This window comes from Flavobacterium pectinovorum (genome assembly GCF_900142715.1).
Lineage (GTDB): Bacteria > Bacteroidota > Bacteroidia > Flavobacteriales > Flavobacteriaceae > Flavobacterium > Flavobacterium pectinovorum.
The window spans coordinates 551,914-572,772 of record NZ_FRBX01000004.1 but is presented as its reverse complement, the minus strand read 5'-3'; the positions used below and the strand labels follow the sequence as shown (position 1 = coordinate 572,772).

Here is a 20,859-nt window from a genome sequence, read left to right as displayed (position 1 = left end):
TTCGATAAAAAAAACCTTCCGGATTAGGGAAGGTTATTTAAATATTCTAAAAAAATATTAGAATTTGTATGCAGCAGTTAATGCTAAAACGTTATTTGTATATCTATCATTATAGTAATAACCATCATTATCATAATAATCGTTGTTATCGTAAATGCTTGTTAAACCAATAGTATAACGAATACCCACAGAGAAATTATCTGTAAAATTATATCCTGCTCCTAAATTAAAACCAGCATCAACTGATTTTTCATCTTGAATATTTTTACTAGAAACCAATAATCCAAGTTGTGGTCCAGCTTCAACACTAAATTGTTTTGTAATGTAATATTTAGCTACTACAGGAATATTGATATAGTTTAAATTTACGGTTTGGTCGCGCTCACCATAATATTCAAATTTAGCTCCCTGTGTAGAAAACAAAAGTTCTGGCTGAATGTATAATTTTTTCCAAACATTAATCTCAGCAAAACCACCTAATTGAACACCAATTAATGCATTAGCCTCATTAGCACCACCAATAGTAGCGATGTTAAGACCACCTTTTACTCCAAATCTAGTTTTTTGGGCATTTGCAAACCCAAATGCCATTATTGCAATAGCACATAGAATAATTTTCTTCATTTTATTTGTTTATGGTTAAAATTCAGTGGCAAATATAAAACTATAGTTAGTGTAAAAGGATTTGTTTTTTAACAAATAATTTAATAATTAGGGGCAATTATGTTAAAATAAATAACTACTAACTCAATATAACGAGAAAAGTCTTTCAAATATGAAAGACTTTTCTTAAATTTTAAAAATAAATATTTTAGAATTTATATGCTAAAGACAATGCAAGGTTACTATTTTTAGCGCTATCGTAATAGTCTTCTTCATCATCAATATCTGCATCTTCAGCAATAGGAGATATACCAATTGTGTAACGAAGATTGATAGAAAGATTTTCAGTAAAGTGGAATCCAGCACCTACATTAAATCCAAAATCGACAGATTTAAAACCATCTTTAACATCTTCACCATCAGATTTTGCTGATAATAAAATTCCAAGTTGCGGACCAGCTTCAACACTAAATTTTGGCACAATATAGTATTTAGCTAAAACAGGAATATTCAAATAATTTAATTTAACATCAACATCACCAAAAAATGGTCCAGCTTCCAATGTACTTCCTTGTGCAGAATATAAAAGCTCTGGTTGAATGGCAAACTTGTCCGCTATTTTGATTTCGGCAAAACCTCCAACATGAAACCCTACTAGTGATTTTGTGCCGTCAACATCCCCACCAACGATATTAGAAAGGTTCACTCCTCCTTTTACTCCAAATCTTGTTTCCTGAGCATTTGCGAATCCAAATGCCATTACTGCAATTGCAGATAAAATAATTTTTCTCATTTTATTTGTTTTGGTTAAAATTAATAATCAAATATAAAACTTTACTTGATAAAAATTAATTTGTTTTTTAACAAATAATGTTAGTTATTATAGATAAAGTCATGTTAAATAAAGCTCTCTAAATCGTTAATGTGTTATAAACCAATTCTAATGTCTTAAAATTTAAAATTTCGAAAAATTGTTAATATTAGCAGAAATGTGAATTCTGTTAATTATTGTATCCGAAATATAAAAGCAATAAAATGAAGAATACGTAGTTTTAATAGTATAAAACAATTTTAATCTTAAAAACGTATTCTATGAAAAAAATACTTTTAGCAGCTGTATTGTTCATGGCAACATCAGCTACAATTCAGGCACAATTGTTACAAATAGGTGTTAAAGGCGGGGTAAATTTTGCAAGCCAAACCGGAGACGCGTTTCCAGAACAAAATTTTGATAGAGAAGGCATCACAAGTTTTCACGCAGGTTTAGTTGCAGAAATTAAACTACTAGAACGATTTTCTGTTCAACCGGAGCTTTTGTACTCAACTCAGGGAGCAACGTACAAAAATGCGGTTACTGAATTTAAAAACGAATTAGGTTATATCTCTATTCCTGTAATGGCTAAGTTTTATTTAACAGATTCATTTAGTCTCGAAGTTGGTCCACAAGCATCATTTTTAGTAAGTGAAAAAAATGACTTTGATGTTGAAGATGGAGAAACATTCGAATTTGGGCTTAATGCCGGTTTAGGATATAAAATCACCAAAAACTTTTTTGTTCAGGGGCGTTATGGTTTAGGTTTAACAGAAGCTTCAAAAAATGCTGATATTAAAAACTCTACAGTACAATTGTCAGCCGGATTTATGTTCTAAAATAATATCACATACTTTTATAAAAACCGTTCTGTTAATTAGAACGGTTTTTTTATTTTTACAAAGTTCAAATGGCAATGGCAATTGCAAAAAATCAATGTCAATGTCAATTGCAAAATTCAATCTCAATAAAAAACTAACTTTAGATTAATTGAACTTGTATTACTTATATGGGTTAAAAAGTCTAGATTTTTCAAAATAACTTAAATATGAAAATCGCTATAATCAACGGACCGAATTTGAATCTTTTAGGAAAAAGAGAACCTGAAGTATACGGAAGTGAAACTTTTGAAGATTATTTTGAAAGACTCGAACATAAATTTCCAAACGTTGAACTTACTTATTATCAAAGCAATATTGAAGGTGAATTGATAGGGAAAATTCAGGAAGTTGGTTTTACATTTGACGGAATCATTTTAAATGCCGGCGCATACACACATACTTCTATAGGTTTAGGCGACGCGATTAAAGCCGTTACAACTCCGGTTATCGAAGTGCATATTTCGAATACGTACGCACGCGAAAGTTTCAGACATCAATCGTATTTATCCGGAAATGCCAAAGGTGTTATTTTAGGTTTTGGATTAAAAAGCTACGAATTAGCGATTCAGTCTTTCTTGTAAAATATTTTAATCGAAGGGAAAACTCAATATTCCTTTCATCTCTGAAATCATATTATTTTCAAATATAGCCCACGGTTTCAACCGTGGGATACTGATCGTAAAAATACATGTGTGCCATAACGGTTGAAACCGTTGGCTATGTCTAAAGTACTACGCCTGATAGCAATTTAACAAATTTTTAATAAGCTCAGTCTCAACATATCCTATTTTTGTTAGAGAAAAAGCCTCTATGAAAAATTACATTTTACTTGCCTTTTTATTTTTTTCTATTACCAATTTTGCTCAAATCAAAGGAACTGTTACCGATGAAAAAGGAAATCCGTTGCCTTTTGTTTCTGTTTTTGAAGAAAACACATACACAGGAACAACCTCAAACGAGCAAGGAAAATATCAGCTTAACGTAAAAGAAACAGGAAAAAACAGAATCATTTTTCAATACCTGGGGTTTAAAACTCAGAAAATCACAGTTTCTACAGATTCTAAAACAATTACTTTGGACGTAAAAATGCTAGAGGAAAGTTTTACATTAAACGAGGTTGTAATTGACCCGAAGAACAATCCTGCAAATGCCATTATAAAAAATGCAATTGCAAACAAAAAAGAAAACTCTCAAAAGACTTCCCGATATACAGCCGATTTTTATTCGAAAGGTATGTTTAAGGTTAAAGATTTGCCTAAAAAAATCCTGGGACAAAAAGTAGATCTTGGCGATGATATGGCTTCTAACCTGGATTCGACGGGAACCGGGATTTTGTATTTATCTGAGACCGTTTCAAAAATTACTTTTGAAAAACCCAATAAACTAAAAGAGAAAATTATTGCTTCGCGAATTTCAGGAAACAATAAAGGTTATAGCTATAATACTGCCTCTTTGTCTTATTATGATTTTTATGATAATACTTTAGATTTTGATGTCAGACTTATCTCTCCTATTGCCGACAATGCTTTTAATTACTACAAATACAAACTAGAAGGAACTTTTTTTGACTCCAATAATCAGGAAATCAATAAAATAAAAGTAATCCCAAAACGTGATAAAGAACCTGTTTTTGAAGGTTACATTTATATTGTTGATGACAGTTTTGCTATTTATGCAATTGATCTTGATATAAAAGGTTACCGAATGAAAAATGAATTTACTGAGGTAATGACTTTAAAACAGAGCTTTAATTATAATGCTACAAACAAAATCTGGTCTAAAAACGCACAGACACTTTCTTTTAATGCCGGTATTTTTGGTGTAAAATTCTCAGGACAATTCAATTATATTTATTCGAATTATGAATTTCCGGATTCATTCGAAAAGAAAACTTTTACCAATGAAATTGTTGCTTTTGAAGCCAATGCCAATAAAAAAGATAATGCCTTCTGGAATGAAATTCGTCCTATTCCGTTAACGATTGAAGAAAGCGCGGATTATACAAAAAAAGACAGTTTACTAATCATTCGAAAATCTCAAAAATATACCGATTCTGTTGATGCAAAAAATAACAAATTTAAAGTTTGGGATATTTTAGCGGGTTACGATTATAAAAATACTTTCAAAAAATACTCTTTTAGTTACGATGGTTTATTAAATATTACTTCTTTGAGTTTTAATACGGTTCAGGGATTTAATCTGGATTCCGGTTTCTCTTTCAAAAAATGGAACGAAGAGGAAGGAAAAAGTACTTCTGTGAAAACTATTTTTAATTATGGTTTTTCTGATGAGCGTTTTCGTGTTATTGGAGAATTCAATCATAAATTCAACAATATCAATTATGCTACAATTGGCATTTCCGGAGGAACGAAAGTGGCCCAATTTAATGCCGCAGAACCGATAAGTAAATTTGTAAATTCTATCAGTTCCCTATTCTTTAAAGACAATTATATAAAGTTGTACAATCTTGAATTTGCTCAGATAAATTATGCACAAGATGTTGCAAACGGAATAAACTTGAATGGAAAATTGGCGTATGAGCAACGAAAACCACTTTTTAATACAACAGATTATTCGTTCTTCAAAAGAGATGATTTTTATTCGTCTAATAATCCGCTTGCGCCAAATGATTTCGACACTCCTGCTTTTGATCAGCATCATTTATTTAAAGCTGCGTTGACTGCACGAATTAATTTTGGAAATAAATATATTTCAAGACCAGACGGAAGATATAATTTTAAAGATGACAAATATCCAACTGTATTTTTAGTGTTTGAAAAAGCTTTTGCTGCGAGCGAAAAAAAATATGAATTTGAAAGAATCGGCGCATCTGTTCAATATGATTTATCACTAGGAAATAAAGGAATTTTAGGAATGAATTTGAGAGCCGGGAAATTCTATAATGCCGAAAATATTTCTTTTATCGATTACAGACATTTTAACGGAAACCAAACCCATATTGGAACAACTGACCGTTATTTGAATGTTTTTAATTTAATGCCTTATTACAACAATAGTACAAACGACAGTTACTTTGAAAACCATCTGGAATACAATGATACCGGGTTTATTATGAATAAAATTCCGTTACTGAATTTACTAAAATCAACAATGAATCTTGGTTTTCATTCCTTAGCAATTCCCGGCAGAAAGCCTTATTCTGAATTTACGGTTGGTCTGGATAATTTGGGTTTCGGAAAATTTAAATTGTTCAGAGTTGATTATGTTCATTCTTATCAAAGTGGAATTCAACAAAATGGTGTTGTATTTGGGTTGAAGATTTTGAATGTCCTTGATTAATATTTCACGCAGATTTGGCAGATTGAACAGATCTTAAATTTTCACAATCTTGTCATCCCGAGGAACGAGGGATCTTCGTTAGTAATTCGACAAAGATTGGCGATTTTGATTGCGGAGTTACAGTTCGTTGCTCTCTGGAGGTGACTTCTCCTCCGTCGAAGTGACAAAACTATATGTAAATTAAAAGCTTTAAACTTCTATTTACCTGAGATCGCGTTAGGGATAGAAGCGGTATCCTTTTTATTTTTTCTTTAAAAATAAAAAGATATAGCGGATAGCCCGACCGAAGGGAACGCCCAAATAAAAAATCCGTTTACTCATTAAGAATAAACGGATTTTGTAATTTTCATCTTTGTCAAAGTTTAAAATTTTGACAAAGATTCGCAAAGCATATAAAATCTTAGAAACTTAGAATCTCAGCATCTTAGAACCTTTAAGAGTGATAATCATCCGGTTCAATATGTATCAAAACATTTCCTAATTGCGGGATTTTTTCTTTTAAAGTATCCTGAAGCTTGTGTGACAAATCATGCCCCTCTTTTACTGAAATTTTGGCCGAAACTATTGCGTGAAGATCAACGTGGTATTTCATACCGGCTTTACGAATAAAACATTTTTCGGTTCCTAGAATTCCTTCTACTTTTAAGGATTTTACACGAATTTCTTCGACTAAATCATCATTTAAATGTTCGTCCATGATTTCGCCAAGAGCAGGCCGGAAAATTTTATAACTGTTGTATAAGATAAAAAAAGCAGCAAAAAGTGCCGCCCAATCATCTGCAGATTCATAACCTTTACCCATAAACAAGGCAAACGAAATTCCGATAAATGCTGCTACCGAAGTAATGGCATCGCTGCGATGGTGCCAGGCATCAGCTGCCAAGGAAGAGCTGTTGGTTTCTCTGCTTTTTTTCATTACCAATCGAAACGAATATTCTTTCCAGATAATAATGGCGCCTAAAACATATAGTGTCCAGGATTTTGGCAAATCATGTGACGACTGAATATTAGAAATACTTTCGTAACCAATAATAGTGGCAGAAGTAATTAAAAACCCAACAACCAAAAAAGTAATTAATGGTTCGGCGCGCCCATGTCCGTAAGGATGATTTTCATCGGCTGGTTTATTTGAATATTTGATTCCGAATAAAACCAGACAAGAAGAAAATATATCTGTTGTCGATTCGATAGCATCTGCAATCAAGGCGTAAGAATTGCCAAAAAAACCTGCCAAGCCTTTTATAAGGGCCAAGCAGGTGTTTCCGGCTATACTAAAGTATGTAGCTTTTATAGCTTTTTGTTCATTTGTCATTTAACGACATTTATTTTTTTGCCACGAATTCACAAATTATTTTGATAATCTTTGAAGATTTAAATTCGTGGCTAACTTTTTACGCTCTCACGATTTTTGCTCCAATAGCTCTTAAACGCTCGTCGATACGCTCGTATCCACGGTCGATTTGTTCTATATTTTGAATTGTGCTTGTTCCTTTTGCAGAAAGTGCAGCAATTAATAATGAAATACCCGCACGAATATCCGGAGATGACATTGTTGTTGCTTTCAATTGAGATTCGAAATTATGTCCCATAACCACAGCTCTGTGCGGATCACATAACATGATTTTTGCTCCCATATCGATTAATTTATCAACGAAAAACAAACGGCTTTCGAACATTTTTTGGTGAATTAAAACATCACCTTTTGCTTGTGTTGCCACAACCAAAACAATACTCAATAAGTCAGGTGTAAATCCTGGCCAAGGTGCATCGGCAATGGTTAAGATAGAACCATCAATATCGGTTTTTACTTCGTACCCGTCTGTGTGAGCAGGAATATAAATATCGTCACCACGTTTTTCGATTGTAATACCCAATTTTCTAAATGTATTCGGAATCAAACCTAAATTTTCCCAGCTTACATTTTTAATTGTGATTTCGCTTTTTGTCATAGCTGCAAGGCCAATCCATGAACCGATTTCAATCATATCAGGAAGAATTGTGTGCTCACATCCACCAAGGCTTTCAACACCTTCGATAGTCAATAAGTTTGAACCAACTCCGGTAATTTTAGCTCCCATTGAGTTTAGCATTTTACACAATTGTTGCAGGTAAGGCTCACAAGCAGCGTTGTAAACTGTTGTTTGTCCTTTTGCTAAAACGGCTGCCATTACGATATTTGCAGTTCCGGTTACAGATGCTTCATCAAGTAACATATCTGTTCCTTGCAATCCTTCTGCCGGAGATTCTACTCCGTAAAAGTGATCTTCTCTGTTGTATCTAAATTTTGCTCCAAGGTTAATGAAACCTTCAAAGTGTGTATCTAATCTGCGACGACCAATTTTATCTCCTCCCGGTTTTGGAATATATCCTTTTCCGAAACGTGCCAAAAGCGGTCCAACAATCATAATAGAACCACGAAGCGCTCCACCTTCTTTTTTGAAAGCTTCAGTTTCTAAATAACCAACGTTAACTTCATCCGCCTGAAACGTAATCGAACCCGGTTCATTGCGCTGAATTTTAACTCCTAAATTACCCAACAAAGTGATTAATTTATTGATGTCAATAATATCGGGAATATTATTAATTTTTACTTTATCCCCCGTTAGAAGCACGGCACATAAAATTTGTAATGCCTCATTTTTTGCTCCTTGCGGAGTGATTTCTCCTTTTAAAGGAATTCCTCCTTCGATTTTAAAAATTCCCATATTTCTCTTTTAGGTTCTGAGGTTCTGAGGTTCTAAGGTTCTGAGCTAAAAAATCTTAGTAGCTTAGCATCTTAGTATCTTAGTACCTTTTTTTATTTTTATTTTTGTTTTTGTTTTTTAGGGCTTTGAGTTACTGAGATTCTAAGATCCTGAGCTAAAAAAACTTAGCAACTTATCATCTCAGAGACTTAGTACCTTTTTTATTTTTGATTATTTTTCTGAAAAGGTTTTGGTTTTCCAGGGCCTTTATTGTTTTTGTTGCTTTGAATTTTTGGCTGTCCCGGTGGTGTAATTTTGTTCGACATGCGTTTATTGGTACGCAATAAATCGGTTGTATTTAAAAGCTCTTCTGTGCTTTGTAACAAGTTAATTTTTCCACCCGACAATTCGAATAAATGTTCAAAAATAACATCGTCTTTTACAGTGTCCTTATTCCAGCTCAAGTATGATTTTTTCATGTGGTTGGCGATCACCAATACCAATGCGTTTTTCATTTCGCCTTCGTCCCATTTATTAGCAACATCAATCATGTACTTGATGTTGTTACCATAGAACCTGTATTTTGGAAAGTTTTGCGGATATTGTAAAACATCCGGTTTTAACTGCAATACATCTCTTGACGGAATTGGATATGGCGATTCTACATCTAATTTAAAATCAGACATAATGAAAAGCTGATCCCATAATTTATGCTGAAAATCAGGCACATCACGCAAATGCGGATTTAAACTTCCCATTACCTGAATAATGTATTTTGCAGCTTTATTGCGCGTATCGGCATCTTCAATTGCAGTTGCCTGATCGATCAGTTTTTGCAAATGACGACCATATTCAGGAATGATTAATCGTTGTCTTTCAGAATTGTATTCTAAATTAAAAACAACATCATTTGCGACTTCTTTTTTATATTTTTCGATCATAAGTTATAATGAAACTATACCTTCTATTGTAGAAACTTCTTTGTATTTACCAATGACATCGTCAGAGCTATTCATTGTAACATCTACAGAAACGCTGGTAAATTTACCTGTTTTAGATTTTGTTGTTTTGATAACCGCACCCATACTGTCAAAAGCTTTTTCAACGCGCTCAACGTTATCGGCAACTGAAGGCACTATAAATTTATATAAATATTCAGCTGGCCAGGTATTTGCGTTATCCAGCTCTACTTTTAATCTTTCGTAAAATTCGGCGGTGTTTTTTTCTTTATCGTTCTCCATTCGTAATTAAAAATAAAGGCAAATATACGGTTTTGATTTCAGATTTCAGATTTTTGATTTTAGATTTTTTGGGATGAAATTCATGATACTTTTTTGCCACAAATTTCACGAATTTTCACTAATTAAAAACGGTTTAAAAATTGTAAATATCATATAGTTTAGATTTAGGTGTAAATTAAAAATTCGTGTAAATTAGTGAAATTCGTGGCTAACTTTTATATTTGAAAAACTTTGCTGCAAAAATATAGCACAAAGTCGCAGAGACGCAAAGTTTTTTAAGTCAGCACTTTTAAATTCTAAGACTTTCCCTTTAAAAACCGAAATACGATGAAAAAATATATCTTCTTACTTTTTACAATTCTCATCTTTTTCAATATTCAGGCACAGGAAATAAAAACAATGACTTATTTCCAAAATGATACAATCAAACTGGATCTGGATTTGTATTTGCCTCAGAAGAAAACCAACGAAAAAATTCCGTTGATCATTTTTGCTTTTGGTGGTGGATTTTCTGGTGGAGACCGTACACAAGAAAAAGATTTTGGAATGTTTATGGCAAAAAACGGTTATGCAGTGGCCAGCATTTCATACAGTTTATACATGAAAGGAAAAGATTTTGGGTGCAAAGGAACTTTAACTGAAAAGATAAAAGCAATTCAAATTGGCGTGAGCGATATGTGGCAGGCAACCTCCTTTTTGATTGAAAATGCAAATAAATATAATCTTGACGCTTCAAAAATATTTATTTCTGGAATTAGTGCCGGAGCCGAAATTGGTTTTCATGCTTCGTTTTGGGATTATAAACTGATGAATTTATACAAAAATAATTTGCCTGAAAACTTTAAATACACTGGTTTTATTGGAGGTTCTGGTGCCATTCAGGATATAAATTTAATTACGAAAGAAAAAGCAATGCCAATGTTATTATCACACGGAAATAATGACGATACTGTTCCTTATGCCGCAGGATCTCACCGCTCCTGCCCCACAAATGCTTCGGGTTGGCTGATTCTTTTTGGGTCTTATGCGGTTTACAATCAAATGAATGATTTACATAAAGACGTTGAACTGATTACGTTTTGCGGTGGCGGGCATGAATTTTCGGGTTATCTTTTTCATGATGGCAAACAATATGTTTTGGATTTTGTGAATGATGTTTTGAGTGGAAAGAAATTTGAATCGCATTTGATTGTGCCTTCGAAGAAGAAAGTTGTGAATTCTGGGAAATATTTGTTTTGTGAGTAATATGAAAATAGTCTATTTCTTCTTAACATTGATTGTACATCTTTTAATCATAGTAAATCTAAAATTATTAGATAATTTCAATTCAATTCTAATGATTTTCTTGTTCTCAATATTAATTGGGTTAGCAATTAAACTTTTCTCAAAAAACCGAAGTACTAATTTAAAACATTTAGGCTGGGGAATTTTATGTGGATCTATAACTACAGTAACCTTATTATTAATTGCAATGATTTGGCTGGGTTATAATTTTCCAAAATAACAAAAAGATGAAACACAATTATAAAAATTTCGAAATTGAAATATTAGATAATCCAAATTACATTTTAAATTCAGTTAATAATTTAAAGCAATATGAGAAAGTTTATTTTGATGAAAAACATCCAGAAGACGAGTTTTGTCCAACCAGCAAACATGCCATTACCGTTAATAAATTTGGAAGCGAAATTTCAAATGCTATAATTTGTGAAGTTGGCGGAGGAACTGGAATATATGAAAATGCATTTATTATTGATAATGATAAAATATGGATTCGTATCTGCAATAAAATTTATTGTCTTGAAATTCCTTCTTTAGATTTAATTTGGAATAAAGAATTTGACACTTTCACAAATCTTTCTATTTATCAACATGAAAATGATATTTTAATTCATGGAGAATTAGAAATTTTTAGAATTACAAAGGAAGGTAATATTGTCTGGAGTTTTGGAGGAAGAGATATTTGGGTAAATATTGAAGGCATACCAGAATTCACTATTGAAGAGAGCACAATACGATTATTTGATTTTGAATCAAATGAATATGTGATCGATTTTAATGGAAATCAAATAGAAGATAACCCAAGAATAATTCCCAAAAAGATTAAAAAGAAATGGTGGCAAATATTTGGCTAAAACCGAAATCATAACCCATACTTAAAGACAAGAGCTATTTAAATTATACATGAAAAAGCTCCAGCGGAGCAAAATATTTATAGCCAATTTCATGTTTGATATTCCTAAGCTCCAGCGGAGCGTTATAATTATTCCAAAAATTTCACCCCGATAGATAGGACTTTACCAAAATATAATAATTTTCTATAAATATGAAGTCCCGCCGGACTTAACAAATATTTCATATTTCGATTTAAAACTGGACTAAAGTCCAGCCCTACAATATTTGTCGAGCCGATGACTCTTTTCTGTTTTAGTTCCGGAGGAACGATCTATTTTGTAGGGCTGGATTTTAATCCAGCACCATAATATTTTGTCGAGCGTATGACTCTCTCTTATTTTAGTTCCAGACAAACAATTTATTTTGTAGAGCTGGATTTTAATCCCGCATAATTACGAAAATTGCGAAATCATTCGCTTAAAGCAAAATAATCTTTTTAAATACCAATAACTTTAGGTAAATTTGCGCTTTATTTTTAGAAAGTGCAAAAACAAATCATAGTACTCATTGGTGGCCCGGGAACGGGAAAATCTACTCTTATCAACGAATTGGTGGCTCGTGGCTACTGCTGTTATCCTGAAATTTCAAGACAAGTTACTCTCGAAGCTCAACAACGCGGAATCGAGCAATTGTTCCTGGAACAACCTTTGTTGTTTAGCGAAATGTTATTGGAAGGCAGAATTAAACAATTTGAAAACGCCATTGAAGAACCTGATAATGTAGTTTTTATAGATCGCGGAATTCCTGATGTTGTGGCTTATATGGATTATATAGGTGATGAATATCCGGCGCATTTTGTAAAGGCTTGTGAGGATTTTAAATACACCAAAACTTTTATTTTACCGCCTTGGGAAGAAATTTACGAAAGCGACACAGAACGTTACGAAAATTTTGAACAGGCATTAACGATTCAGAAACATCTTGTTGAGACGTATAGCAAATATGGCTACAATTTAATTGAGGTGCCTAAAGATACGGTTGAAAACAGAATTCTTTATATCTTAGATAAAATTTAGGCAGGCGGTTTAAAGTTGTAAAACTAGAACTGATTTCTAAATTTTTAACTTTAAAACCAAAGCTATGCCAGAAGCACAGGAAATTCTTTTAAAATACTGGAAACACGACAGTTTTAGACCGTTGCAAAAGGAAATTATTGACTCGGTTTTAGAAGGTCAGGATACTTTTGCTTTGCTCCCAACGGGTGGCGGAAAATCGATTTGTTTTCAGGTTCCGGCTATGATGCAGGACGGAATTTGTTTGGTGATTTCACCTTTGATCGCTCTTATGAAAGATCAGGTGGCGAATTTGCAAAAAAGGGAAATTAAAGCCATTGCGCTGACAGGCGGAATTCACACGGAAGAAATCATTGATCTTCTGGACAATTGTCAATACGGAAATTATAAGTTTTTATATCTTTCTCCTGAAAGACTTCAGTCTGATTGGATTTTGGAGCGCATCAAAAATCTTCCTATAAATTTAATTGCTATTGATGAAGCGCATTGTGTTTCGCAATGGGGACACGATTTTCGTCCGGCTTATCTGAAAATTTCTGAGCTTAAAAAATATTTTCCTAAGATTCCTTTTCTAGCATTGACAGCAACAGCAACTCCAAGAGTTATTGAAGATATCAATACAGAATTAGGTTTAAAAGCCCCAAAACTTTTTCAACAATCATTTGAAAGAAAAAACATTGCTTACATGATTTTTGAGGTCGAAGACAAATTGTATCGTACCGAACAAATTTTGAAGAAAAACCCACAGCCTTCTATTATATATGTACGAAATCGAAAATCATGTTTGAGTATTTCATCACAACTACAATCTTTAGGATTCAAGGCAACTTATTATCACGGTGGACTTTCGGCAAAAGAAAAAGATAAAAACATGCAGTTGTGGATGTCTGAACAAGCGCAGGTTATTGTAGCCACGAATGCGTTTGGAATGGGAATTGACAAAGACAATGTAAAAACTGTTATTCATACGCAACTTCCTGAAAATATAGAAAATTATTATCAGGAATCCGGAAGAGCGGGACGAAATGGCGAAAAAGCTTTTTCAGTTTTGCTTTATAACAATTCAGATGCAAATCAAACCGAACAGCAATTTTTAAGTGTTTTGCCGGATAAGAAGTTTTTAAAAACGATGTATGTCAAACTTTGCAACTATTTTCAGATTGCCTATGGAGAAGGTTTAGATGATACTTTTTCTTTTAAACTAAATCATTTTTGTCATAAATATGAGTTTCCCACTTTAAAAACGTATAATGCTTTGCAGTTTTTAAATCAACAGGGAATCATTACGCTATCACAGGAATTCTCAGAAAAAATTACACTGCAGTTTTTAATCGAATCAAAAGAAGTAATTCGGTATACGAGTTTGAATCAAAATGATGAGGAAATTATTCTGGCGATTTTAAGAACGTATCCCGGAGTTTATGAAATGAAAACTCCTTTTAATCTTTCTTTGATTGCAAAAAAATCAAATCATACAGAAGAACAGGTTTTGGCTGTTTTAGAAAAACTTAGAGAAAAAGAAATCATCGAATATAAATCGAAAAACAACGACGCTACTATATTATTTAATGAAGTTCGCGAAGATGATCTTACTATAAACAGAGTTTCGAAATATCTGGAAAAACAAAATCAGCTAAAAAAAGAACAGCTTTTATCTGTGCTACATTATATAAAGGAGAATAAAACCTGCAAGAACCGTTTGATTTTGGATTACTTTGGAGAAGAAACAAAAGAAAACTGTGGCGTTTGTTCTTATTGCATTACTCAAAAAGGAAAAATCACCGAAGCTGATTCGATTGCAGATAAAATTCTGCATTTACTAAAATCGGCCGCTTTAACTTCGAGAGAAATTCAGACACAAATAAAAATGGATGCCAATGATATTATTTTGGTGCTTCAGGAATTATTAGAAAACAATCATATTACCATTCAACCCAATAATAAATACACTTTAAAATCATAATGGAAAAATTGAGAATTATATTTATGGGAACTCCGGAATTTGCTGTTGGCATTCTGGACACCATTATTAAAAACAATTACGATGTTGTTGGCGTTATTACGGCTGCTGATAAACCGGCTGGACGCGGACAAAAAATAAAATATTCGGCAGTGAAAGAATATGCACTGGCGAACAATCTTACTTTATTACAGCCCACTAATTTAAAAGACGAAACTTTTCTGGCGGAGTTAAAAGCTTTAAATGCTAATTTGCAAATCGTAGTTGCTTTTAGAATGTTGCCAAAAGTAGTATGGGAAATGCCAAGTTTGGGAACTTTTAATCTTCATGCCTCTTTATTACCTAATTATCGCGGAGCAGCACCAATCAATTGGGCAATTATTAATGGAGAAACTAAAACAGGCGTAACAACTTTTTTTATTGATGATAAAATTGATACCGGAGCTATGATTTTAAATTCTGAAATTGCAATTGAGCCATCAGAAAGCGCCGGAGAATTACACGACCGATTAATGAATTTAGGAAGTACAACTGTAATTGACACTTTAAAAATTATTGAAAACGGAAATGTAACTACTACAATTCAGGAAGATAACGAAGAAATTAAAACTGCTTACAAATTAAATAAGGAAAATTGTAAGATTGACTGGACTAAATCTGGCGACGAAATCAATAATTTAATTCGCGGATTAAGTCCTTATCCAGCGGCCTGGTGTTTTTTGAAGGATAAAAATGAAGAATTAAGCATTAAAATATATGAGGCAAAATTGGTTTTGGAATCACATTCTTTTGAAATTGGAAGCTTAATTAGCAGTAAAAAAGAAATCAAAATCGCTATTAAGAATGGTTATATTTTACTTTTAAGTTTACAGTTACCTGGAAAAAAGAGAATGCAAGTAGCTGAATTACTAAATGGTATCACTTTTACAGAAGACGCAAAAGTCTATTAAGGTCAATAAAACAGGGGTTTTTCCTTGTTTTATTCGACTAAACAACCTGCTTTATGAACAAAAAAAGCAAGTTATTAACAATTTTTGCTAAATTTAAAGAAAACACTTGCAAGGAACGGATTTCCTATTAAATTTGTGTATTAACAATTTTTTTTTTAACCAACAATTAATAACTAATTATTATGAACAAATCAGAATTAATCGATGCTATCGCTGCTGATGCAGGAATTACAAAAGCTGCGGCAAAATTAGCTTTAGAATCATTTTTAGGAAATGTAGGATCTACTTTGAAAAAAGGTGGAAGAATTTCATTAGTAGGTTTTGGATCATGGTCGGTATCTGCTAGAGCTGCTAGAGACGGTAGAAATCCTCAAACAGGAAAAACTATCAAAATCGCTGCTAAAAATGTAGTGAAATTTAAAGCTGGTGCTGAATTAGAAGGTGCAGTGAACTAAGTAAGAAAGTTCTCTAAACTTATAATATAATTAAAACCCTCCTTATGGAGGGTTTTTTTGTACGGTTTAACGATTTTATTTGGGTTTTTTAAAAATTTATAACTAAATTTAATAAAAATTGTAGCCGTATGATTTCAGAAAAATTAAAAAAAGGACACCTGCTTATTGCCGAGCCTTCTATAATTGGAGATTTATCATTTAATAGATCGGTAATTTTATTAGCAGATCATAACAAGGAAGGATCAATAGGATTTATTATCAATAAACCCTTAAAGTACACTATTAATGACTTAATTCCTGAGATTGATGCCACTTTCAAGATATATAATGGCGGTCCTGTAGAACAGGACAATCTTTATTTTATTCATAATATTCCGGAATTAATCCCAAATAGTGTGGAGATTTCTAATGGTATATATTGGGGAGGTGATTTTGAATCAACCAAAGACTTAATAAACGACGGATCTATTAATAAAAATAACATTCGTTTTTTCTTAGGATACACAGGTTGGGATGAAAATCAGCTCGAAAGTGAGATGCAGGGTAACTCCTGGATTATTGCCGATAATAATTACAAAAATAAAATTATCGGAAAATCTACTACTCATTTTTGGAAAGAACAAATTATAGAGTTGGGCGGAGATTACGTTATTTGGTCAAATGCACCTGAAAATCCATATTTGAATTAATTCTCAACAATGGATTCATTTAGTTTTTGCACTAATAAATGAGCCAGATTACTTGTAAACTCTTTTTTTCGATATTTACTTATCGACTGTATCCCTGTGATCACATTTGTAAGAAATAATTCGTCAGCTTTTTGAAGATCAAATGGCGAAATTATTTCTTCTGATACTTCTATATCTGCAACTTTTTTGGCTAAAGCTAATATTTGTTTACGCATTACACCATTCAAACATCCTTCAGAAACTGGAGGCGTAATTAATTTTTTACCTGTCACCATAAATAAATTTCCCTGTAATACCTCAACAACATTTTTTGCATCGTTAAGTAAAATACAGTTTTGCAACCCATTTTCGTGCGCAAAAATACTTCCGGTAACGTTAATCATTTTATTCGTCGTTTTAATAGACGATAACAATTGCTTGGTTACATAGAAATCTTTATACAAATCAACTTCATAAGAATCAGTATTTAACGCATACAAAGTGGCATCAAGTACAGTTGCATGAATTAAAAACGAAACTTCATTCGTTTGGGGTAAATACCACCCTCCATCATTTCTAAAAACTGTAATTCTTGCTCTGGCAGATACTGAAATTCCTTTTTGCTGTACCAGGCTTAAAACCTGTTCTTCAAAATATTCCATTGTAAAGTTCATCGGAATTTCCATTCGAACTACCCGCATCGAAGCCATTAATCTGAAATAATGATCTTCAAGAAACAAGATTTTGTTATTGATTATTTTTAGCGTTTCAAAAACACCATCTCCGTACAAAAACGCACGATTTTGAGTTAATACATTATCGTTTTGCGCTACTATGTTTCCGTTAAAATTGATCATAAAAAAACCCTGAATTTTGTTCAGGGCAAATATAAGGCATAAAATAGACTTTTACTAAACAGATCCTATAAGATGTTTTAGATCTGAGATCTGATTCTCCCACAATTGTTTAGCTTCGCCAACTTCTTCTTTTTCTGCAAAATCAACTACCATTAATGATACATCTTTAGTTAATTCATCAACTAAAATATGCAATTCAAAAAAGTATTCAGTGTCTTTACTACTTTCGTCGACCCATTTAAACTTTACTTTTTCACCTGTTTTCTTAGATGCCAAACGCGCTTTTTCCTGCGAATCGTTCCAAATAAAAGTGAAAAATTCACCTCTTGAATTTACATTGTCAGCAAACCATTCTGATAAACCTGACGGAGTTGATATATATTGATATAATAATTGCGGCGAAGAATTTATTGGAAACTCTATTTCGTAACGTATTTTTGGATCCATGTGCTACTTTTAATTTTTTCGAAATATAAGAATATATGTCCAAAAACAATGCGTTTTTAAAAATATTTTTTTTTCTTCATTTTATGCTTGTAAGCTCTAATAAAATTTTTATATTTGCACCCGCAATGAGGAACACGGTTCACTTGCAATCTTGGCGAGGTAGCTCAGTTGGTTAGAGCGCAGGATTCATAACCCTGAGGTCACGGGTTCAACTCCCGTCCTCGCTACAAAAAACAAAACCCTAATCATCAATTGATTAGGGTTTTTTTATTGAAATTAATTCCTCTTTGCATCAAAAATTACAGCAAGGAACTTTAAATAATTAAGTTATATCTCTAAATAATTAAATACCTTTAATACTTTTTAATGGCATGTTAGAAAAAGTCGAAAAAGTTAATACGTTGTAAATATGGACATAGTTAAATTTAAAATCACATCTAAAACAATAAAAGTAGAGGTACGCAATTCGAATAATTATGTTTTTAATTTCAATACTGCCTTAGAAATTGCAAAAGAAGACAAGGATGTTTTATTAAAACTATACAACGCGCTGGATATTCTTTTTAAGAAAGAAAATACAAGTGAAGTCAAAAATTACATTTCACCCAATCAAACCAATATATTGGATCAAATTTCTGCTGTTGACAATTTAGAAGAAGAGAAATAGATAAACAATTCACTCTTTAATAAATTAGTTTTATATTAGCCATAATGCAAACGAACATCTCTTTTTTAGTAAAAATCAGGAGTTCGGGAATAGCAAAATTAAATTTGATTAAAATTTCTACTAATTTAATTCAAAACAATAATGGTAAATCAACTTGAGAATACGATACATAAAGCATATACCGCTTTTAATGACAGAAACATTGAAAACGCATTGTCGACAATGCAAAAAGATGTACAATGGTCAAAAGCCTGGGAAGGCGGTTATATAAGTGGCCACAATGAAATTAAAGAATACTGGACAAGACAATGGATGGAAATAAACCCAAAAGTAGAACCTGTTGGCTTTGATGAAAGAGAAAATGGAAGCTTAGAAGTTAAGGTGCATCAAAACGTAAAAGATTTGCAAGGCGGTTTAATCTTTGACGGAATGGTAAAACACATTTATACTTTTCAAGACGGATTAATAAAAACGATGGATATTGAATTGGTAGAAAATAATTAATATTGAATTCCTAAAATAAAAAACATGTCTATAAAACAAGAATCAGAATTAATTGGAATGAAAAAGGCAAGTGAAGCTGTTGCTTTTACTTTGAAAGAAATGAGAAATTTTGCCAAACCAGGTATGTCTACAAAGGAATTAGACAACTATGGCGGACAAATTCTGAATGACTTAGGCGCAAAATCAGCTCCATACCTGACTTATGGTTTTCCGGGATGGACATGTATAAGTGTAAACAATGAATTTTGTCACGGCATTCCGTCTGATAAAAGAATTCTTAATGAAGGTGATTTAATTAATATTGATGTTTCTGCAGAACTTGATGGTTTCTGGTCTGATAATGGAGGTTCATTTGTTATTGGAACAGATGTAAACGAGCACCAAAAATTGATTGAAGCTTCAAAACAAATTCTACATAAAGCAATTTATAATATAAAGGGTGGAGTTCGCATTTCTGATATTGGTTTTTTAATCGAAACTGAAGCTAAGAAAAAAGGATACAAGGTCATTAAAAATTTAACCGGCCACGGAATTGGAAGAGGTCTTCATGAAGAACCACATGAAATAGCGAATTACAGAGATCGATTTAACCTAACAAGATTCAGGAAAAATTCGGTAGTTGCAATTGAAACTTTTATTTCGACAACCTCAACATATGCCGAAACTTTGCAGGATGGCTGGACAATGGTTGGCAATAAAGGCGGTTTTATGGCGCAGCACGAACATACCATTGTCGTTACTGACGGCAAGCCTATTGTACTGACCGAGATGAATGATATATGGAATTAAAAAAAAATATTAATCTAATATTCTAAAAATAACAAAGCCTTAATGAATCATTAAGGCTTTGTTGTTAAAACTATTTTTTATTAATTGGGGGAATTTTCTCTATCAGATTTCTCCAATATCGTTTTGGCATATGTTGAATATGCAGTTTCATATTTTTTCTTGACTCAATATTTACACTACTAAAATAACGTTTCCAAAGATTCTGAAAAAACTCTTCTTGTTCGTCGCATATTTCAGTTAAAAATTTAGAAGAAACCGGCCCCTGATTAAATTCTAACTCTACGGTCGAAAGGTTTTCAAGATCATAATAAACTCCATATTTACGCTTTGCATCATAAATTAACCAGCGCTGATCTGCATAGCGATTTTTAAAATGATTTTCTATAAGATGCAATACATCACATTCGGGTTCGATTATAGCATAATAAAGCTGGTCTTTGGTTAATTTAAAACGCACAAATGCTTCCATCCTATGCGCTTCTTTTCCGGTGAGTCGGGTTGCCTTTCGTATATCCCAAACTGCAGCATTACTAAAATCCTCTTCTACATTTTTTGTGGTCGAAAAAATATATTGAGCAAACTGAAACATGGTCTGTTCTATATGATTTACTTCAGACAAAAATGCTTTATGAAAACTTGAAAATCCATCTGCTGAAAGGCGTTGTTTGAGTCCGTTTAAAACACGATTTGCCTTTTTAAAATCTGTTATCACAACATGGTTGGATGAAAATAACAGAGCATCACAAGCGCCGTTTTTACTAAAAACAGTATCTTCCAATTTATATTCATAAATCTCAAATACGGCTGTTAGCCATCCTTCATAAGTTCCATCGTAAATTACCAGTATCATTTTG

General features: G+C 32.6%; 22 protein-coding genes and 1 tRNA gene. 14 read left to right on the top strand and 9 right to left on the bottom strand.

The genetic code is table 11. The annotated features are described in order from the left end of the window. Positions 1–57 precede the first annotated feature (57 nt). Both BUE22_RS16315 and BUE22_RS16310 read right to left on the bottom strand, forming a co-directional pair. Positions 58–624 (bottom strand): porin family protein, encoded by a 567-nt coding sequence (locus BUE22_RS16315; RefSeq protein ID WP_073396495.1) that lies wholly within the window; start codon positions 622–624, stop codon positions 58–60. A gap of 187 nt (positions 625–811) precedes the next feature. Beyond that, on the bottom strand, positions 812–1,396 hold the full coding sequence (locus BUE22_RS16310) for a porin family protein (RefSeq protein ID WP_073396492.1): 585 nt from the start codon (positions 1,394–1,396) through the stop codon (positions 812–814). A gap of 299 nt (positions 1,397–1,695) precedes the next feature. Here BUE22_RS16310 and BUE22_RS16305 point away from each other — a divergent pair, with 299 nt between their 5' ends. From BUE22_RS16305 to BUE22_RS16295, 3 genes are all read left to right on the top strand, one after another. Beyond that, a complete protein-coding gene (locus BUE22_RS16305) occupies positions 1,696–2,253 on the top strand; it encodes a porin family protein (protein WP_073396490.1) in 558 nt (185 codons plus the stop codon). Positions 2,254–2,462: 209 nt separating this feature from the next. Beyond that, complete coding sequence (gene aroQ, locus BUE22_RS16300; protein WP_073396487.1) at positions 2,463–2,876, top strand: type II 3-dehydroquinate dehydratase; 414 nt, start codon at positions 2,463–2,465, stop codon at positions 2,874–2,876. Between the two features lie 229 nt (positions 2,877–3,105). Then, on the top strand, positions 3,106–5,595 hold the full coding sequence (locus BUE22_RS16295; protein ID WP_073396484.1) for a DUF5686 and carboxypeptidase regulatory-like domain-containing protein: 2,490 nt from the start codon (positions 3,106–3,108) through the stop codon (positions 5,593–5,595). 433 nt (positions 5,596–6,028) lie between these two features. Here the strand turns inward: BUE22_RS16295 and BUE22_RS16290 are convergent, their stop codons facing one another. The 4 genes from BUE22_RS16290 to BUE22_RS16275 form a co-directional block, all read right to left on the bottom strand. Further along, positions 6,029–6,907, bottom strand: a complete 879-nt coding sequence (locus tag BUE22_RS16290; protein ID WP_073396481.1) for a cation diffusion facilitator family transporter — start codon at positions 6,905–6,907, stop codon at positions 6,029–6,031. Between the two features lie 79 nt (positions 6,908–6,986). Further along, positions 6,987–8,300, bottom strand: a complete 1,314-nt coding sequence (gene murA / locus BUE22_RS16285) for a UDP-N-acetylglucosamine 1-carboxyvinyltransferase (protein ID WP_073396480.1) — start codon at positions 8,298–8,300, stop codon at positions 6,987–6,989. 200 nt (positions 8,301–8,500) lie between these two features. Next, positions 8,501–9,220 carry a DUF4290 domain-containing protein gene (locus BUE22_RS16280; protein ID WP_042567279.1) on the bottom strand — a complete coding sequence of 240 codons (720 nt, stop codon included), beginning with the start codon at positions 9,218–9,220 and terminating at the stop codon, positions 8,501–8,503. 3 nt (positions 9,221–9,223) lie between these two features. Beyond that, positions 9,224–9,520, bottom strand: coding sequence for a DUF493 family protein (locus BUE22_RS16275; protein ID WP_042567278.1), 297 nt, complete (start codon positions 9,518–9,520; stop codon positions 9,224–9,226). A gap of 327 nt (positions 9,521–9,847) precedes the next feature. Here BUE22_RS16275 and BUE22_RS16270 point away from each other — a divergent pair, with 327 nt between their 5' ends. The 7 genes from BUE22_RS16270 (at position 9,848) to BUE22_RS16235 (ending at position 16,762) form a co-directional block, all read left to right on the top strand. Then, complete coding sequence (locus BUE22_RS16270) at positions 9,848–10,765, top strand: alpha/beta hydrolase family protein (RefSeq protein WP_073396478.1); 918 nt, start codon at positions 9,848–9,850, stop codon at positions 10,763–10,765. Between the two features lie 266 nt (positions 10,766–11,031). Further along, on the top strand, positions 11,032–11,655 hold the full coding sequence (locus BUE22_RS16260) for a hypothetical protein (protein WP_073396469.1): 624 nt from the start codon (positions 11,032–11,034) through the stop codon (positions 11,653–11,655). A gap of 522 nt (positions 11,656–12,177) precedes the next feature. Then, positions 12,178–12,711 (top strand): AAA family ATPase, encoded by a 534-nt coding sequence (locus BUE22_RS16255; protein ID WP_073396467.1) that lies wholly within the window; start codon positions 12,178–12,180, stop codon positions 12,709–12,711. 64 nt (positions 12,712–12,775) lie between these two features. Continuing rightward, the gene (locus BUE22_RS16250) at positions 12,776–14,671 is read left to right on the top strand and encodes a RecQ family ATP-dependent DNA helicase (RefSeq protein WP_073396465.1); all 1,896 of its coding nucleotides are present in this window, start codon (positions 12,776–12,778) and stop codon (positions 14,669–14,671) included. Next, on the top strand, positions 14,671–15,618 hold the full coding sequence (gene fmt, locus BUE22_RS16245) for a methionyl-tRNA formyltransferase (RefSeq protein ID WP_042567274.1): 948 nt from the start codon (positions 14,671–14,673) through the stop codon (positions 15,616–15,618). Before BUE22_RS16250 ends, fmt begins: the two co-directional genes overlap by 1 nt. 182 nt (positions 15,619–15,800) lie before the next feature. Next, positions 15,801–16,073, top strand: a complete 273-nt coding sequence (locus tag BUE22_RS16240) for an HU family DNA-binding protein (RefSeq protein ID WP_042567273.1) — start codon at positions 15,801–15,803, stop codon at positions 16,071–16,073. A 128-nt stretch (positions 16,074–16,201) separates the two neighbouring features. Then, entirely contained in the window at positions 16,202–16,762 is a 561-nt protein-coding gene (locus BUE22_RS16235) for a YqgE/AlgH family protein (RefSeq protein WP_073396461.1), read from the top strand. Here BUE22_RS16235 and BUE22_RS16230 read toward each other — a convergent pair. Beyond that, the gene (locus tag BUE22_RS16230; protein WP_073396459.1) at positions 16,759–17,598 is read right to left on the bottom strand and encodes an aminotransferase class IV; all 840 of its coding nucleotides are present in this window, start codon (positions 17,596–17,598) and stop codon (positions 16,759–16,761) included. The genes BUE22_RS16235 and BUE22_RS16230 overlap by 4 nt on opposite strands. Positions 17,599–17,652: 54 nt before the next feature. Then, the gene (locus BUE22_RS16225) at positions 17,653–18,045 is read right to left on the bottom strand and encodes an START-like domain-containing protein (protein ID WP_026984135.1); all 393 of its coding nucleotides are present in this window, start codon (positions 18,043–18,045) and stop codon (positions 17,653–17,655) included. Between the two features lie 153 nt (positions 18,046–18,198). Between BUE22_RS16225 and BUE22_RS16220 the strand changes: the two genes are divergently transcribed. The 4 genes from BUE22_RS16220 to map all read left to right on the top strand — a co-directional run bounded on the left by BUE22_RS16220 (position 18,199) and on the right by map (position 20,005). Next, positions 18,199–18,272 (top strand) — tRNA-Met (locus BUE22_RS16220). 182 nt (positions 18,273–18,454) lie between these two features. Continuing rightward, a complete protein-coding gene (locus BUE22_RS16215; protein WP_042567270.1) occupies positions 18,455–18,712 on the top strand; it encodes a hypothetical protein in 258 nt (85 codons plus the stop codon). Between the two features lie 141 nt (positions 18,713–18,853). Beyond that, positions 18,854–19,216 (top strand): nuclear transport factor 2 family protein, encoded by a 363-nt coding sequence (locus BUE22_RS16210; protein ID WP_073396457.1) that lies wholly within the window; start codon positions 18,854–18,856, stop codon positions 19,214–19,216. Positions 19,217–19,240: 24 nt separating this feature from the next. Continuing rightward, positions 19,241–20,005 (top strand): type I methionyl aminopeptidase, encoded by a 765-nt coding sequence (gene map / locus BUE22_RS16205; RefSeq protein WP_073396456.1) that lies wholly within the window; start codon positions 19,241–19,243, stop codon positions 20,003–20,005. Between the two features lie 70 nt (positions 20,006–20,075). Here the strand turns inward: map and BUE22_RS16200 are convergent, their stop codons facing one another. Next, positions 20,076–20,855 (bottom strand): TIGR03915 family putative DNA repair protein, encoded by a 780-nt coding sequence (locus BUE22_RS16200; RefSeq protein ID WP_073396455.1) that lies wholly within the window; start codon positions 20,853–20,855, stop codon positions 20,076–20,078. Positions 20,856–20,859: the final 4 nt, after the last annotated feature.